This is a genomic window from Kitasatospora sp. CB02891 (assembly GCF_002803145.1).
Classification (GTDB): domain Bacteria; phylum Actinomycetota; class Actinomycetes; order Streptomycetales; family Streptomycetaceae; genus Kitasatospora; species Kitasatospora griseola.
On sequence record NZ_NNBO01000001.1, the window covers coordinates 135,885 to 151,822 of the forward strand.

The 15,938-nt window shown below is 74.6% G+C and carries 14 protein-coding genes and 1 pseudogene; 4 read left to right on the plus strand and 11 right to left on the minus strand.

From position 1 onward, the window contains the following. Nucleotides 1-163: 163 nt before the first annotated feature. The 3 genes from CG736_RS00650 to CG736_RS00660 all read right to left on the minus strand — a co-directional run bounded on the left by CG736_RS00650 (nt 164) and on the right by CG736_RS00660 (nt 3,435). Complete coding sequence (locus CG736_RS00650; RefSeq protein WP_232733713.1) at nt 164-1,864, minus strand: DUF6297 family protein; 1,701 nt, start codon at nt 1,862-1,864, stop codon at nt 164-166. Then, nucleotides 1,861-2,583: an ABC transporter ATP-binding protein gene (locus tag CG736_RS00655; RefSeq protein WP_100584167.1), complete on the minus strand. Its 723-nt coding sequence runs from the start codon at nt 2,581-2,583 to the stop codon at nt 1,861-1,863. The genes CG736_RS00650 and CG736_RS00655 overlap by 4 nt, the downstream gene beginning before the upstream one ends. A gap of 162 nt (nt 2,584-2,745) precedes the next feature. Next, nucleotides 2,746-3,435, minus strand: a complete 690-nt coding sequence (locus CG736_RS00660) for an NAD-dependent epimerase (RefSeq protein WP_100584168.1) — start codon at nt 3,433-3,435, stop codon at nt 2,746-2,748. On the opposite strand from CG736_RS00660, the gene CG736_RS00665 reads away from it, so the two are divergent. After that, nucleotides 3,421-3,609 (plus strand): AraC family transcriptional regulator, encoded by a 189-nt coding sequence (locus tag CG736_RS00665; RefSeq protein ID WP_198520306.1) that lies wholly within the window; start codon nt 3,421-3,423, stop codon nt 3,607-3,609. The two genes, CG736_RS00660 and CG736_RS00665, sit on opposite strands and share 15 nt — an antisense overlap. Nucleotides 3,610-3,617: 8 nt before the next feature. On the opposite strand, the gene CG736_RS00670 is transcribed toward CG736_RS00665, so the two are convergent. Next, nucleotides 3,618-4,166, minus strand: coding sequence for a GNAT family N-acetyltransferase (locus tag CG736_RS00670; protein WP_100584169.1), 549 nt, complete (start codon nt 4,164-4,166; stop codon nt 3,618-3,620). A gap of 61 nt (nt 4,167-4,227) precedes the next feature. Next, nucleotides 4,228-5,388, minus strand: a complete 1,161-nt coding sequence (locus tag CG736_RS00675) for an FAD-dependent monooxygenase (RefSeq protein ID WP_100584170.1) — start codon at nt 5,386-5,388, stop codon at nt 4,228-4,230. 160 nt (nt 5,389-5,548) lie between these two features. On the opposite strand from CG736_RS00675, the gene CG736_RS00680 reads away from it, so the two are divergent. Then, complete coding sequence (locus CG736_RS00680; protein WP_232733714.1) at nt 5,549-6,292, plus strand: TetR/AcrR family transcriptional regulator; 744 nt, start codon at nt 5,549-5,551, stop codon at nt 6,290-6,292. Between the two features lie 306 nt (nt 6,293-6,598). Here CG736_RS00680 and CG736_RS00685 read toward each other — a convergent pair whose 3' ends face one another. Genes CG736_RS00685 through CG736_RS00695 form a run of 3 tightly spaced genes read right to left on the minus strand, consistent with a single transcriptional unit; the run spans nt 6,599 to nt 9,497 of the window. Beyond that, the gene (locus CG736_RS00685) at nt 6,599-7,384 is read right to left on the minus strand and encodes a heme ABC transporter ATP-binding protein (protein ID WP_100584171.1); all 786 of its coding nucleotides are present in this window, start codon (nt 7,382-7,384) and stop codon (nt 6,599-6,601) included. Next, nucleotides 7,381-8,457 (minus strand): iron ABC transporter permease, encoded by a 1,077-nt coding sequence (locus tag CG736_RS00690; protein ID WP_100584172.1) that lies wholly within the window; start codon nt 8,455-8,457, stop codon nt 7,381-7,383. The genes CG736_RS00685 and CG736_RS00690 overlap by 4 nt, the downstream gene beginning before the upstream one ends. Continuing rightward, the gene (locus tag CG736_RS00695; protein ID WP_100584173.1) at nt 8,454-9,497 is read right to left on the minus strand and encodes a hemin ABC transporter substrate-binding protein; all 1,044 of its coding nucleotides are present in this window, start codon (nt 9,495-9,497) and stop codon (nt 8,454-8,456) included. Before CG736_RS00695 ends, CG736_RS00690 begins: the two co-directional genes overlap by 4 nt. Nucleotides 9,498-9,692: 195 nt before the next feature. On the opposite strand from CG736_RS00695, the gene CG736_RS00700 reads away from it, so the two are divergent. Together CG736_RS00700 and CG736_RS00705 are read left to right on the plus strand one after the other, a co-directional pair. After that, a complete protein-coding gene (locus CG736_RS00700) occupies nt 9,693-11,138 on the plus strand; it encodes an HtaA domain-containing protein (RefSeq protein WP_100584174.1) in 1,446 nt (481 codons plus the stop codon). 40 nt (nt 11,139-11,178) lie between these two features. Next, nucleotides 11,179-12,807 (plus strand): HtaA domain-containing protein, encoded by a 1,629-nt coding sequence (locus tag CG736_RS00705; RefSeq protein WP_100584175.1) that lies wholly within the window; start codon nt 11,179-11,181, stop codon nt 12,805-12,807. A gap of 425 nt (nt 12,808-13,232) precedes the next feature. On the opposite strand, the pseudogene CG736_RS38760 reads toward CG736_RS00705, so the two are convergent. From CG736_RS38760 to CG736_RS00720, 3 genes and pseudogenes are all read right to left on the minus strand, one after another. Continuing rightward, nucleotides 13,233-13,404: pseudogene (locus CG736_RS38760) on the minus strand (transposase); the annotation flags it as partial. A 228-nt stretch (nt 13,405-13,632) separates the two neighbouring features. After that, the gene (locus tag CG736_RS00715; RefSeq protein ID WP_100584176.1) at nt 13,633-14,295 is read right to left on the minus strand and encodes a hypothetical protein; all 663 of its coding nucleotides are present in this window, start codon (nt 14,293-14,295) and stop codon (nt 13,633-13,635) included. A gap of 14 nt (nt 14,296-14,309) precedes the next feature. Continuing rightward, on the minus strand, nt 14,310-15,542 hold the full coding sequence (locus CG736_RS00720) for a 2-isopropylmalate synthase (protein WP_232733799.1): 1,233 nt from the start codon (nt 15,540-15,542) through the stop codon (nt 14,310-14,312). Nucleotides 15,543-15,938: the final 396 nt, after the last annotated feature.

A 15,938-nucleotide genomic window follows, 5' to 3' on the forward strand; every position in this document is an offset into this window, starting at 1 on the left:
TCTCGACAATTCTATGGAATAAGGGTACTCCGCCGCAGGCCGGCCCAGCCCCTCCGTCGCCGCAGGCCGGCCCGGCCCCTCCGAACAGCGGTGCCCGCACCCCGTCGCGGGGTGCGGGCACGTCGACCTGCACAGCAGCGGCCGCCGTCCGGCCTTGCGGCAGCTACAGCTGACCCACCGCGCCGGGCCTGGCCTGCGCGGGGAGCTTGCCCGCCCGGCCCTGTGCCCACTGGAGCAGGACGAGGGCCACCGTCAGGGCGATCGCCGAGGACTGGGGCAGCGAGCCCGCCGAGCCGCTGCGCAGGGCCGCCGAGAACGGCAGGGCCAGCACGGGGACGGCCACGGCCGGGCCGGCCGCGTACCAGGCTACGAAGAACGCCAGGCCGGTGCCGCCGGCCGGCTGGGGGCGGTACAGCAGGTCCCGGCGGGCCGCGCCGCGGCAGGCGTTCACCAGGCCGGCCGCGACCAGCGGCGGGACGGCGATCAGGGCCAGCCAGGCGGCCGGGCCGCCGCCGAGCGCGAGCACCGCGGCCGTTCCGGCCGCCGCGAGGACGAGGCCGAGGACCGTGGGCACCACCGCGTGCCGCAGCATCAGGCTCGCGAACGGGTACGGGGACCAGGACGCGCGGCGCACGTCGTCGGTCTCGATCCGGGCGGGCTCCAGCAGTTGGGCGACGGCCAGGTAGCCGAACGCCAGCGCGACGACCGTCACGGCCCAGGACACCACGCCGTCGGTGTCGTGCGCGAGGACGGCGCAGAGCACGGCGGGCACGGTCAGCAGGACGGCGCGGCCGAGTCGGGCGGGTGTGCGGAGCAGCGAGAGCGCGTCCCGCCAGTACAGGATCAGCCAACGCTGCCGGGGCGCGGGCAGCCGGACCCGGACCTGACGGCCGTTGCCGGACGCGCCGGCCACGGTCAGCTTCGCGGCGCGCAGTTCGACCGTCCGCAGCGCGGCCAGCACGCCGGCCGCCGTCCGGGCGCGCTCCCGGAGCAGGGGCAGCGCCAGGGTGCCCGCGGCCCGGTCGGCGAGCACCAGGGAGACGACGGTGGAGACGACCAGCAGCGCGGCGGCGGCCGCGCCGCCGGGGACGGCGGCGGGCGTCGGGGCCAGCGCGGCGAGTCCGGCCCAGCCCCACGGGCCCGACCACAGTTCCACCTTCTCCAGCCAGTGGACGGGGTGGCCGGCGACGGCCAGCGCGCTCTGCGTCGCGAGCGCCAGGACCAGCAGGGTCGCGTACGGGGTCAGCCGGCGCACCCAGCGGGCGGCCCGCGGGCTGCTCTGCACCAGCAGCCCGGCGCAGACGCCCAGCAGGGGCAGGCAGAGGCCGCCGAGCAGGCACCAGCCGAGGGCGGCGGGCAGGCCGACGCGCACGGTCAGGCCGAGCGCGACCATCCCGCCGACGGCGATCACCAGCCCGGGGAAGGCGGCCAGCCCGCAGGAGAGCCAGAACCACGGCCGCAGCACGGGGCGCGGGCGGACGGGGTGGGCGAGCAGCCAGTCGGTGGTGGCCCGGGGCGGTACGACGGGTCCGCGCCACAGTCCGTCGCGGACGGCCAGCAGCACGGTGGCGAGCCCGACGGCGGCGATGCCGCTGGGCATGGCGGCGAGCAGGTCGGGGCCGTGTCCGGTGTAGTCGGCGCCCAGTGACGCGTGGAGGAACAGGCCGAAGCTGGGGATGCCGCCCCAGATCACCAGGATCAGCACGGTGCAGTAGAGCGCGAACGCGATCTGTTTGAACCGGTTGCGCCGGTGCGGTGCGCGCAGGGCGCGCAGCACCGCGAGTGCCTCGTCGGTCCAGTCGTCGTCCTCGGTCCACTCCGCGGCGGTCGCGTCCTCGGCCTCGACCACGCTCTGGCGGCTCACCGGGCGTCCGCCGGTGCGTCGAGGACGGCGTCGGGGGCGCCCTGGCGGACGACGCGGCCCTCTTCCAGGACGACGACCCGGTCGGCGACCTCCCGGGCGAGGTCGGTGTGGTGGGTGACCAGCAGCACCGCGACCCCGTCGGCGAGCTCCGCCGTCAGGAGTTCGGCGAGCCGGCGGCGCGCCTCCGGGTCGAGGCGCTGCTCGGGCTCGTCGAGCAGCAGCAGGTCGCGGGGCCGGACGAGCGCGCAGGCCAGCAGCAGGGCCTGCATCTGTCCGGAGGAGAGGGCGGACGGCAGCGCGTCGGCCCGTTCGGTGAGCGACCGGTTCTCCAGGACCTGCGCGACCCAGTCGGCGGCGTCGGCGACGCCGTGCGCGACGGCGACCAGCAGCAGGTGCTCGCGCACGGTCAGGTCGGGGTAGCAGGCGACGGTGTCGCCGACGACCGCGACCCGGGCACGTATCCGGGGGTCGTTCTCGTTCATCGCCAGGCCGTCGAAGCGCACGGTTCCGGTGGTCGGCAGGTCGCGGCCGGCGGCGACGCGCAGCAGGGTCGACTTTCCGGATCCGTTGTGCCCGAGCAGTGCCACGCACTCGCCGGCGGCCACTTCGAGGTCGACGGGGTGGAGCACTTCCCGGTCGCCGTACGAGCGGCTCACCCCGGTCAGTTGCAGCAGCGCTCGGGGTGCGCCGGCTCGGGGTGCGGCGGAGTTCTTGGCCATGTGGACGGCGCCTCTCGACGAATTGGTCGACCAAGTATCGCCCGCTGTCGTCGTCCCGCGTCCCGACCCTCCCTGCCGGGCCGAGCGACGACGGGCGCGGTGCGGATTCGCTCCCCCGGCGGGGCGGGCGCGCCGGATCGCCCGCCCCCGGGGGCCGCCGGCTCACACCGCCAGTGCCTCGCGCAGCGTCGACGACTTCAGGCCGAAGGTGTCGCGGATGTCACTGTCGTCCACCCGGAACGGGCGGTCGGACATGTAGCTCGTCTCGATGAACTCCCGCCACAGCGGCTCGCTCAGCGACAGCAGGGTCATGTCCCGTTCGGTGAGCGACTCCAGCCGCGGTTCGGGTGCGCCGTGCAGTTCGGCGAGGGCCTCGGCGGCCTCCCGCACGGTGGCCGCGATGACGGGCGCGTTCCAGGCCCGGCCCCAGGTCCGTTCGTCGCGGCTGACGGCGACCAGGGCGGAGGCGACGTCCCCGACGAAGGAGAACGCGTGCACCGCGTCGGGGTTGCCGTGGACGAGGGCCAGCTCGCCCTCCCGGACCCGGGGGGCGACGAGCAGGGTGAACGCGGAGACCGCGCCCCGGCCCAGGTACTGGCCGGCCCGGACTTCGGTGACCCGCAGCCGCCCGTCCCGGTGGGCCTGCTCGGCCTGCCGCCACAGTTCGGCCCGGACCTTGCCCTTGCGGGTGTGCGGGAGCAGCGGGGTGCGCTCGCTGACCGGGCCGGTGCTCTGCCGGTAGGCGTAGAGGTTGCCGAGCATCACGTAGTCGGCGCCGGCCCGCTCGGTCGCGGCGAGGATCGACGCGAACAGCGGCGGCACGGTCTCCGGCCAGGTGTGGTACGCGGTCATGGCGGCGAGCTGCTGGAGGCCACCACGCTGACCGTCGACCAGGTGGCCGACCGCAGCGGCCTCGGCTCCGGCGAGTCCCTCCGCCAGCACCTGAACCGCCACCTCGGCATGACCCCGGCCGCCTACCGCAGCGCTTTCGCCCACCGTTCGGCAACGACGGTGCAGCGGGCATGAGTTGAGACTCATACGCGCTGATCGAGGACCAGCTCGTGCTCCACGGACGACTCGTCGCCGGGGACGGGGACGGACTGGCCGCTGCGGATGAACCCGACCTTCCGGTAGAAGGCCTCCGCGCGCCGGTTGTCCTGGTGCACGTACAGGCGGACGCGGGAGATCCGGGGCTCGTCGAGCCCGTCGGCGAAGGCGATCGCCGCGTCGAACAGGGCGCGGGCCAGACCGCTGCCGCGCTGCTCCTCGCGGACGAACACGCCGACCAGGTGGGCCTGGTCGGTGTCGGCCTGCCCGCCGAAGACGTCCCGGCCGGCCCGCTCGACCAGCACCGTCACCGATCCGTCCAGGCCGCCGTCGGCCCGCTCGGCGACGAACTGCCGGGCGAGCAGTTCGCCGCCGCCTGCTGCGCGGTCCCGCCAGAACTCGTCCGGCCTGACGGCCTCGGCCTCGTACGTGTCCAGGAAGGCGATGCTCGCGGCCGGATCGCGCAGCGCGTGCAGCCGAAGTTCCTTGACGCCCTGCCAGTCCTCGGCAGTGGTGGCTCGTATCACGTGGTCCATACGCAGGATCTTCGACGAGCCCCGAGACCGCGGGCAACCGAATGACCGCACCGGCGGGGTCTCACACGGGCTCCGGCAGCTCCATCGTGGCGACGTCCTGGCCGAGTCGGAGCATCCGGTCGAGGATCCAGCCCTTACTGAGAAGGGCGTTGCGGGCCCGCAGGCCGGCGGCGGTGCGCGGGGCGAGGAACGGGCCGGTGCGGTCGCCGCCGCGCTGGCAGCGTTCGGCGTAGGGGCGGACGGTCCGTTCGTAGCGGGCGAACGCGGTGCGGTGGTCGCCGTCGGCGCGGGCGAGTTCGGTGGCGAGGACGTACGCGGCGACCAGCGCGGTGCCGGTGCCCATGCCGCCGATGGTGGCGCCGCAGGCGGCGTCGCCGAGCAGCGCGATCCGGCCGTTCGACCAGCTCGGCACGTCGGCGCGGCTGATCGAGTCGAGGTAGAGGTCGTCGGCGTCGCGCAGGGTCTCCAGCAGGTGCGGGACGGGGCGGCCGAGGTCGGCGAAACGTTGCTGCAGCAGGGACTTGAGGGCGTCGGTGTCGTGCCGGTCGTGGTCGAGCCGCGGCGAGGCGAACAGCAGGAAGGCGCCGGCCCGCTCCGGGTCGCGCGGGTCCGCGCCGGCGGCGGCGAGTCGGCCGGGGGTGTTGATGCCGGTGCTGCCGGCGGGCAGGCCGAGCCGGTTGGGGAGCTGCCAGGTGGCGGCGTAGTAGCCGAGGTGGCGGACGTAGTCCTGTTCGGGTCCGAAGGCGAGGGCGCGGATCCGGGAGTGCAGTCCGTCCGCGCCGATCACCAGGTCGAACCGGCGTTCCGGGCCGTACCGGAAGGCGACCCGGACGCCCCGGTCGTCCTGCCGGAGCGCGGTGACGGTGTTGCCAAACAGGTACTCGGTGGTGGATTCGCTGTGCCGGTACAGGAGTTGGGCGAGTTCGCCGCGCGGGATCTCGATCTCGCCGCCGGCGAAGTCGGCGGGCAGCCGGAGCCGGACGCGGCCGTGCCGGTCGGTGAAGGTCATCGGGCTGCCGCCGGTGTCGAAGGTGCGGAGCTCGTCCAGCAGGCCCATCCGCCGAAGGACCGTCAGATGGGTGGGCCCGCGGAAGTCGACGGCCTGGCCGCCGGGCCGCAGCGCGGGCGCGAGTTCGACCACGGTGGGCCGGTGGCCGTACCGGCCGAGCCAGTGGGCGAGCGCCGGTCCGCCGATGCCGGCGCCGGAGATCAGGATCTGCACGGTGTTTCCCCCTCGGAAGTCGCAAGCGACGGAGCTCGACGGGCCCTCCCCGGGCCCGGAGCAGAAAGTGTGTCTCGCGGACACTGTTTGCTGCTGTGTACGGTAGACGCAGTTTTGGGCCGGGCGCAAGGCAGTCCCGGTGCGACACCGGGGAGGGCCCGTGAAGGAGCAGCCGGACCAGGCGGAGCAGCACGAGGCGGCCGTGCGGCTGCTGTGGGGTCCGCCGGCGCGGCCGACCCGGGGGCCGAAGCCGGCCCTCAGCCTGGAGTCGATCGCCCGGGCCGGGATCGGGATCGCGGACGCCGAGGGTCTGGCGGCGGTGTCCATGCAGCGGGTGGCGGGGGTGCTGGCCTACACCAAGATGTCGCTGTACCGGTACGTGCCGGGCAAGGCCGAGCTGATCGCCCTGATGGTCGAGCACACGGTCGGCGAGCCCCCGCCGCCGAGCGACGCCCCGTGGCGGAGCCAACTCACCGACTGGGCGCACCGGATGGCGGAGCTGTTCGCCGCGCACCCGTGGGTGCTGGACGCGCTGTCCGGCCCGCGGCTCACCGGCCCCCGCGAACTGGCCTGGCTGGAGCGGGTGGTGGCGGCGCTGGACGGCCACGGGCTGAGCGGCGCGGAGCGGATGGACGCGGCCGTGCTGCTGGTCGGCCATGTCCGGGCGATCGCCGCCCAGCAGCGGACGTCCCGGGAGGGTTCGCCGGAGGCCGAGCTGCTGCGCGCCCTCGGCGGGCTGGTCGCGGCCCATGCGGAGCGCTTTCCGGCACTGGCCTCCGCGATGGCCGAGCCGGGCGAGGGCCGTGACGACGCCTTCGACTTCGGCGTCGAGCGGATCCTCGACGGTCTGGCCGCCCTGATCGACCGCCGGGCCCTCGACGACCGGCCGAGCTCAGACATCTGACGATCACACGAGTACTGGTCGCGCCTCAGGGGTTCGGGCGGCGCGGCCCGGCGCGGTGGCGGCCGCGCCGGGCGGGCGAGCGGGTGGCGCTGACGGCGCCGGCCAGGACGAGCGGGGTGAGCAGCAGAACCATGGTCAGGTGCATGCGGTGCCTCCGGGTGGTCCGGTTCCTGCTGGTGCCGTTCCCGTGACGGGCCCGGCCGTATGGGCCGCCGACGCGGGATCACCCGCCCGGACCGCGTCGTGATCCGGATCTCCCCCGGTCGGCCGTCGCCCAGTAGTGGATCTTCCCGGGCCGACGATCCGTCAATCTGCTTCGCGGGGGCGCTCGGGCAGCACGATGGGCGCTCCCCCGCGCGGGTGCGCCAGCACCTCGACGGGGTGCCGGTAGACCTTGCTGAGCAGTGCGGCGTCCAGGATGTCGCCGGTCGGGCCGACGGCGACGGTGCGGCCGGCGTCCAGCAGGGCGATCCGGTCGGCGTGTGCGGCGGCGAGCGTGAGGTCGTGCAGCACGACGATCACGCCCCGGCCTGCTTCCGCGCGCTCCCGGGCGATCCGCAGCACGAGTTCCTGGTGCCGCAGGTCGAGGGCGGCGGTGGGTTCGTCGAGCAGCAGCAGCGGGGTGTCCTGGGCGAGGATCCGGGCCAGCGCGACCCGGGCGCGCTCGCCGCCGGACAGCGCGGTGAACGGGCGGGCGGCCAGGTGGACGCAGTCGGTGGCGGCCATCGCACCGGCCACCGCCGGTTCGTCGTCGGCCGCCGCCGGCGTGCCCGTCCAGGGCGCGCGGCCCATCCGGACCACCTCCCCGGCCGCGAACGGGAACGACACCTCGTGGTGCTGCGGCAACAGGGCCCGCAGGCGGGCGAGTTCGGCGGGCCGGTGGGCGGCGAGCGGACGGCCGTCCAGCCGCACCTCGCCACCGGTCGGCCGCCGGTCGCCGGCCAGCACCGACAGCAGCGTGGACTTGCCCGCGCCGTTCGGGCCGAGCAGCGCGAGGATCTCGCCCCGGCGCACCGTCAGGTGGACGTCCGTCAGCAGCGGTCGGCCGCCGAGCGTGCAGCCGACCCCCTCGGCGACGAGCAGTTCGGTCATGCCCAGCCTCCCTGGCGGCGTCGGGTGCGGCGCAGCAGCCAGAAGAAGAACGGGCTGCCGATGAGTGCGGTGAGGACGCCGAGCGGGAGTTCGGCGGGTGCGGCGAGAGTGCGGGCGGCGAGGTCGCCGGCGACCAGCACGAGGGCGCCGCCGACGGCGGAGGCGGGCAGCAGGAACCGGTGGCCCGGCCCGGCGAGCATCCGCAGCAGGTGCGGGACGACCAGGCCGACGAACCCGATGATGCCGCTGACGGCGACGGCGGCCGCGGTGAGCAGCGCGACCACGGTGATCAGCACGATCCGCATCCGTTCGACGTCCACGCCGAGGTGGCGGGCGGGGCGCTCGCCGAGCGCCAGCAGGTCGAGGCGGCGGGCGTAGCGGGGGGCGACGGCGAGTCCGAGGGCGGCGAACGGCAGGACGGCGAGCACCTTGCTCCAGCTCGCCTGGGAGAGCGAGCCGAGCTGCCAGAACGTCACCTGGCTGATCGCCGCGGTGTCGGCGGTGAACAGCAGCAGGCCGATCAGCGCGCCGCAGAACGCGTTCACGGCGACGCCGGTGAGCAGCAGGGTGACCACCTCGGTGCGGCCGCCGCTGCGCGACATGGCGTAGACGACGCCGACGGTGAGCAGTCCGGCGGCGAACGCGGCGGCGGTGACGGTCCAACTGCCGAGGGCGTCCAGGCCGAGCACGATGCAGGCGACGGCGCCGACCGCGCCGCCGGAGGAGACGCCGATCACGGCGGGCTCGGCCAGCGGGTTGCCGAACACGCCCTGCATCAGCGCCCCGGCGCAGCCGAGCGCCGCGCCGACCAGCAGGGCGAGCACCACCCGGGGCAGCCGGACGTTCCACAGCACCGACTCGGGGACCCGGTCCAGCGGGTGGCCGCCGAGCTGGGCGCGGTGGGCGAGCGAGGCGAGGATGTCGCCGAGCGGGATCCGGTACGCGCCGGTGCCGGCGGCGAGCAGCGCGCAGGCCAGCAGGGCGACCGAGAGGGCGGCCAGCAGCAGCGGCCGCCGGTCGCGAACCGCCTTGGCCGGGACGGTGGTCGGCGCTTCTTCGAGAGTCGTGGTCACTTGGCGTCCCGGTGCAGCTGGGTGGCGATCTCGTGCAGCACCTGCGGGGTGCGCGGCCCGTAGGACAGCAGCCGTCCGTCGTCCACGGCGATGATCCGGCGGTCGAGTCCGGCGGGGGTCTGGGCGACGCCGGGGAGGGCGAGCAGCCCGTCGACGCCGCCGACCGACTCCAGGCCCTTGCTCATCACCAGGATCGCGTCGGGCGCGGCCTTGACCAGGGCTTCGCTGGTGAGCGGGGTGAAGTCGCCGCTCAACTTCGCGGCGGTGCCGGCGTCCTCGCCGCCGGCGGCCTCGATCAGCGAGGGCGCACCGGAGTCCGGGCCGCCCAGCAGGAACACCGAGGCGCTGCCGCGCAGGTAGAGGAACGCCACCTTGGGCCGGGCCCCGGCGGCGGGCGGAAGCTGCGCCTGCACCTCGGAGATCTGCCGCGCCGTACGGGACTTGAGCTCCTCACCGGCTTCGGGGACGCCGAGTGCGGCGGCGACCCGGTCGATCCGGGCGCCGACGTCGTCGAGCTTCTTCGCGTCGTCCAGCACGATCAGCGGGACGCCGGCGGCCCGGATCTGCTCGACCGCCTCGGCCGGGCCGGTGCTGCGGTCGGCGAGCACGACGGTCGGGCGCAGCGAGAGCACGCCCTCGGCGGAGACTTCGTGCGCCTGGGTGATCACCGGCAGCTGCGCGGCCTGTTCGAACGTGGTGGACACGTCCCGGGCCACCGCGTGGCGGCCGAGCCCGAGGCTGAAGACCAGTTCGGAGAGGCTGCCGTTCAGCGGGATGATCCGCTCGACGCTGTCGACCGTCACCTGCCGGCCGTCGGCGGACGGCACGGTGACGGGCAGTCGGGGCGTCGGCGTGCCCGGCAGCGGGTCGATCCGGTCCGGGCTCGCGGCACCGGTCGCCGCCGGCGCGGCGGCGGGCTCGCCGGTGGCGCAGGCGCTCGCGCCGAGCAGCAGCGCGAGGACACCGAGGGCGGTTCCGGCACGGGCGCGCAGGCGACTGCGGGGAGTGCGTGGGCTGCGGGGGCTGCGTGGACGGCTCAACCTCGGGCCTTTCTGAGTGCGTTGACGTCCCGTCGAGGCCGACCCGGAGGGGGTCGTGAGCGGGACGCTTGACTCATATATTAGGTTAGCCTTACCTGACTCCGGCAAGGGGGGGTTGCCTCACGGGAGACCCCCGCACCCCCTCCGGCCTGCCCTCGTACCGCCCCCGACCCTCTCCCCGAGGAGTGATTCGCCATGCCCGTCTCCGGACGGCCCCCCGCTCCCGCCCGCCGCCCGGCCGGCCCGCTCCGCGCCGCCCGCGCGGTGCCGCTGGCCCTGCTGCTGATGCTGTTCCTCCTCCCCGGGCGGGCCGCCGCAGCCGACCCGGCGGTCTCCGGCGGACGGCTGGACTGGGCAATCAAGGCGAGCTTCCTCAACTACGTCACCGGCCCGGTGGCGAACGGCAAATGGGCCCTGAGCGGCGGCGCGTCCACGGTCGGCGGCTCGGTGTTCCGCTTCCACTCCGCCACCGGCAGCTACGACCCGACGACGGGCCGGCTGTCCGCGGCCTTCCAGGGCGGCGTCCGCTTCACCGGCCACCAGGAGAACGGCGGCAACGCGCTGGACCTGAGCATCTCCCGACTCACCGTCAAGGCGGACGCCGACGGCGGTGCCGCACTGTACGCCGACGTCAGCTCCAAGTCCCGCCAGACCGGGCAGACTTCGGCCGCCTCCCAGGCCCGGCTGGCCGACCTCTCGCTCAAGGGCGTCTCGTTGAAGGGCGCGTCCGGCACCGTCACGCTCAGCCAGGTGCCCGCCACCCTGACCTCCGCCGGGGCGACCGCTTTCGGCGGCTTCTACCCCGCCGGGACGGCGCTCGACCCGCTGACCTTCTCCGTCACCCTCAAGTCCGCCCCGACGCCCACGCCCTCCGCCACCCCGTCGGCTGCTCCATCCACCGACCCGGGCGTCGCCGCCCCCGCCGCCTTCACCAACGGCGCGCTCGACTGGGGCGTCCGCCGGACCTTCCGCGACTACGTCACCGGATCGATCGCCCAAGGGAGTTGGCAGCCGACCGACGGTGCGGCCGACGGCGGGGCGTTCTTCCGCTGGACGCCCGGCCGCGGCACCTGGGACGCGGCCACCGGCACCCTGGAGGCCTCGTTCACCGGCGCCGTCCGCTTCACCGGCCTGCGCCAGGGCGACACCCTCGGCCTCGACCTGACCTTCGCCAACCCGCGCCTGTCCGTGACGGGCGGTCAGGGCCGCCTGCTCGCCGACGTGAACGGCCGCACGCCCGACGGCTCCACCCGTACCTCCGCCGCCACCGAGCTCGCCACCTTCCCCGCGAGCGCGCTCAGGACCGAGAACGGCCTGCTCACCGCCGCCGACCTCCCGCTGACCCTGACCGGCTCCGGCGCCCAGGCGTTCGGCTCGCTCTACCCCGCCGGCACCGAGCTCGACCCGCTGACCTTCGCCGTCGCCCTCGACCCGGCGGCCGCCCTCCCCCCGCTCCCCGACCTCGGCAGCCCCGCCGCCACGCCGGAGCCCCACCAGGTCGCCGCGGCCCCCGCCGCCGCGACCGCTCCGACCGACGGCGGCCCGTCCGCCACCACGGTCACCGTCCTCGTCCTCGCCGTCCTCACGGCCGCCGCCACCGCCGCCACGCTCGCCGTCCGGCACCGCCGACGCCGCCCCTGACCACCTGCCTCCCACCCCATTACCCTGGAGCCCATCACCCATGTCCCGCACCACCACGGCCCACCGCAACCGCACCCGACTGGCCGCCCTCGCCGCCCTCACCACCGGCCTCGGCCTGACCGCCTTCGGCCTCCCGAGCCTCGCCTTCGGCGCCGGTGCCCCCGCCTCCGTCACCTACGACACGGGCTCGCTCGACTGGGGCGTCAAGGCGAGCTTCCGCAACTACGTCACCGGCCCGGCCGGCGGCGGCAGCGTCGAACTGACCGGCGGCGCGACCCTCAACACGGACGGCTCGTACCACTTCAACCTGGCGTCCGCCGGCTACGACCTGACGACCCACTCGCTGAACGCGGCCTTCGACGGCGGGGTCCGCTTCCTCGCCCACGGCGGCGCGCTCGACGTGGCCCTCAGCGACCTCCGGATCACCACCAGCGGCACCACCGGCACCCTCACCGCCGACACCGCCTCCAAGGAGACCGTCGGCGCCCCCGCCCCGACGCTCCGTCAGGACGTTTCGCTGGCCACCTTCACCGTCGCCCGCGACACCACCACCGGCACCGCCACCCCGGCCAAGCTCACCGCCGAGGGCGCCAAGGCCTTCGCCGGCTTCTACCAGGCCGGCGCCGAGCTGGACCCGCTGTCCATCGTCCTGAAGCAGTCCCCCACGTCCCCCTCGCCGACCCCGACCCCCACCCCGACCCAGACCCCGACCACCGGGCCTTCGACCGAACCCACCACCGAGCCCACCACCGAGCCCTCCCCCACTCCGACCACCGAGCCGTCCGCCACCCCGACCACTGAACCGTCCACCACTCCCACCACCAACCCGTCGTCCTCCCCGTCCACCTCCCCGTCGTCTTCCCCGTCCACCTCCCCGTCGTCTTCCCCGTCCACCCCGGCGACCAAGGAGCTGGCGGTCGTGGACGGCCGTCTGGAGTGGGGCGTCAAGGAGGGCTTCCGCAGCTACGTGACCGGGCCGATCGCGGCGGGCCGGGTGCAGTTCGACGGCGGCGCGAGCGACTACCGCTTCGGGTCGGCCACCGGCAGCTACCGCACCGACAACCACGCGCTGACGGCCGACTTCGCGGGCTCGGTCCGCTTCCTCGGCCACCAGTCCGCCGACGGCCACTACGAGTTGGACACCCGGCTCTCCCGCCTGGGCCTCCGGGTGGACGCCTCGGGCGCCTACCTGGTCGCCGACGTGGCCGCCGCCACCCGGGGCGGCGCACCGGTCTCCCTCAGCGGGGTGCGCCTCGCCGAACTGGACCTCTCCAAGGCCGACTTCAAGCCCGTCAACGGTGTGGTGACGCTCCGCCAGGTGCCGGCCAAGCTCACCGCCGACGGCGTCCCGGCGTTCGGCACCTACCGGGCGGGCGAGGCACTCGACGCCCTCACGGTCACCCTCTCCTTCGACCGCGGCGCCACTCTCCCCGACCCGACCACGGCCCCGACCACGGCCCCGACCTCGGGCACCTCGACGGGCGGCTCCACCGGTACGTCCACCGGTGGCGGCGGTGGCGCCACCCTCACCACCACCGGCACCCCGGGCGGCGAACTCGCCTTCACCGGCGGCGGCAGCGGCTCGGTCCCGCTGCTCGCCACCGCCGCCGGCCTGGTCCTGCTGGGCGGCGCCACCACCGTCCTGGTCCGCCGCCGCAGCACCGACTGACCGACCCACCGACGGGCCCGGGCGGAATTCAACTCCCGCCCGGGCCCGTCCCGTTGGGCCGGCCGCAGACCGACCACGCAGTCACCGAACACGTCGAACTCGTTTCCGCCCTTCTCGGAAGCCCGGTCCAGCAGCTCTCGCGAGAGAGGCAGACCCGCCGACGGGATCTCCAGCGAACCGGGCTTCTTCACATGGACCGGCACGCTCGGGCGCCGTCCACCAGTTCACCGGATCGAGCGGGGCCTCCAGGGTTCGTCTTCAAAGGTGATCGAGCGGTGAGAGATCATGTCGGGCGTGATACGTCGTCATGAGCTGGACCTCGGCAGCGAACTCGACCTCGTCACCGATCCCCGCGGTCCGGCCCCGCTCGCCGGAGTGGGCGCGGAGGACTCCGACCTGGCTGGGGGCACCCCCTCTTGGGGGATCCTCGGTCCGGCCGGCGGTGCCGGAGTACTGCCGCTGGACGCCGGCCGACCGAACGCCCTTCTTCAGGAACCCGGTGTCGTCCACGATCAGCACGCCGCCCGGATCCGCCAAGTGCTCGACCAGGTGCTCGACCACGTACTCGCGCGCGTCATCGAGCACCCCGTCCGCGTCTGCTCCAGAGCCGCAGGCTGTGTCCGTCGCGGGGACCGTGGTCCTGTTGACCGGCCCTGCCTCGCACGAGTAGCTGCCGGACCAGGACAGCACGTTGCCAGAGACGCTCGCGGAGACGATCTCCACCCCGGCGCCCGCCACTTCCGCTGCCGACGCAGCGGCTCCCATCACCGCCACCAGTGCCAACGCGCCCACCGGGCGCGGACGGCTGTCGGCACACGTCCGCGCTCAGCTGTCCGTCGTCTTGCGGAGACGTTCCAGGTAGCGGTTCGGGTCACTGCCGTGGGCCTGGTCCTGGGCTCCGGAGCGGATGTGGGCCAGGTCTCCGTCAGGGGTGATGCGCAGCATGGTGGTGGCGGCGTGGGGCGTGCCGGTGTGGCGCAGGGTGTCGGCGTCGGTGACGGGGGTGTCGGGGCCGAACATGGCGGTTGCCTGGGGGGCGGTGGCGGCGGGTGGTTGTCCGGTGCGGTTGGCGCTGCTGACGTACAGGCGCGGGAAGCGGTCGAGCAGCGGGGTGAGGGGCTGCCACCGGGCGCCGAAGAGGAGGAGGTGTCCGTCGCGCAGGGCGGGGGTGGTCCAGGCCGGTGGCGGGGTGTCGGTGCGTACGGGCACGAGGAGGGTGACCATCTGGTCGCGCAGCAGGGTGGTCGCGGTGTGCAGGGCGGACGGTGTCAGGTCCAGGTGGGTGGTGAGGTCGGTCCAGGTGGTGTCCTGGTGGACCCACAGGGCGACTTCCTGGCCGGTGGGGCGGCCTTTGGCGTTGTTGACGGCTTGGGGGTTGGTGGCGGTGACGACGTAGGTGAGGGGGCTGGGGTTGGGCAGGACGACGGCCCGTCCGGCGGTCAGGGCGTGGGCGGCGGCGCTGGTGTCGAGCGGGGCGGTGGCCGGCATGGGCGCGGGTCCGTTCAGGATCGGGGTGTGGTGGCGGTGAGGCCGTCGAGGTAGGCGGCGAAGTCGGCGTCGGCGATGACGGCGTGGTTCAGGCGGTAGGCGCGGTCCTTGACCCAGGCCAGGGCTGCGCTGGTCTGGGCCGGGTCGAGTCGGTGGCCGAGTCGCTCGGCGACCGCGCACAGCACGCGCCGGCTGGCGAGGTGGGTGAGGACCACGGTCGGTGCCAGCCCGAGGTGCTGCTGGGGGTCGTAGGGCTGGAAGGTCTGCGGGTGGGTGAAGGGGGTTCCGGTGGAGATGGTGGCGACGCCGGTGCCCACGACGGGGGTGGTGACGGTGAGCGGGACTCCCGTCTCGGCGGACACCATCCGCGCGATCGTCGGAAGCCGGGTCAGGTCGGGCTCGGTCCACCACGGTTCGCAGCCGGGCCCCAGGACCTGTTCGGCCTTGGCCCGGTCGTGCGCGAGCAGGAAGAGCAGCTGCTCGGTGGCGGCCATGCCGCTGCGCTCGGCCATGCCCAGCCACGAGCACGCCGCCACCCGTACCCCGCTCTCCAGGGCGGCCAGGGTGTTGGCCAGGCCCAGGCCCAGGTCGTTGTGCAGGTGCGAGACCAGGACCGCCTCCGGCCCCGCACCGGCTGCGACCCGCTGGAACAGGTCCCGGGTCCGGCCGGGCAGCAGGTCGCCGACCGTGTCGGCCAGCACGATCGTCCCCGCGCCCTGGGCCGTCATCGCCCCGGCGTACTCGGCCACCAGGGCGTGGTCCGCGCGGGGCGCGTCCACCAGGCACACGTCCACCGCCACGCCGTCCGCCAGATCCACCGCTTCCTTCACCACGTCCAGACCCTGGCGCAGGGCCTGACGGGCGTCGCTGTGCACCAGGGCCCGGGCGGTCGCCTCGGAAGCGGCCACGATCACCATGACCCGCGCGTGCACCGCGCCCCGCACCGCACCGAGCGCCAGCCGTACATCGGCCACCGTGCCTCGGCAGATCGCGGACGGACTGACCGAACCCTGGGCCTCCAGGGCGACTTGGCGCGTCGCTTCGAACTCCTGCCCGCACACGGAGGGGAAGCCGGCCGCGAACACCACGTGCCGGGGCCCGTCCGCCCCGAACACCGCCCCCTGCTCCCGTGCCAGCCGGACCCGGAAGTCGGCGCTCATCAGGGTCTTGGCCTGCGCACCGTCCCGCGCCGACTCCTCGAAGAGCACGATCCGCCCGGCCCCGGCCGACTCCCGCACCACGTCCACTGACGACAACGCCCCAACCCCTGTTCTGGCACGGCACTCGCGCACCGCGATATGTCGAGACCGACTCGGGCGGATCGTAGACCACATCCAGGCCGCCGGCGTCGACACGGCAGCCCCGGTGCACGCGGGTCCCGCCGCTGCGGGTGTCCTACGGGAACCTCCCGATTCGTCAGGAGCGATGGCAATCTGACGCATCGTCATGGAAAAATCCGTTGCGAGTCGGCCGCACCCCCGGGCCGGCACCACGACCATGACCAGGGCGGTCGCCTCGCCCTTCATCGCCTTCCGGGATGCCCGGCCAGGGTCGGGCTTCCTACGGCCTGCAACGGTGTCGGGCCTCGGTCCCCGCTGCGAAGAAGACGTACCTGGTGGCCAGTTCGCCCCGGAGGGGCCTCC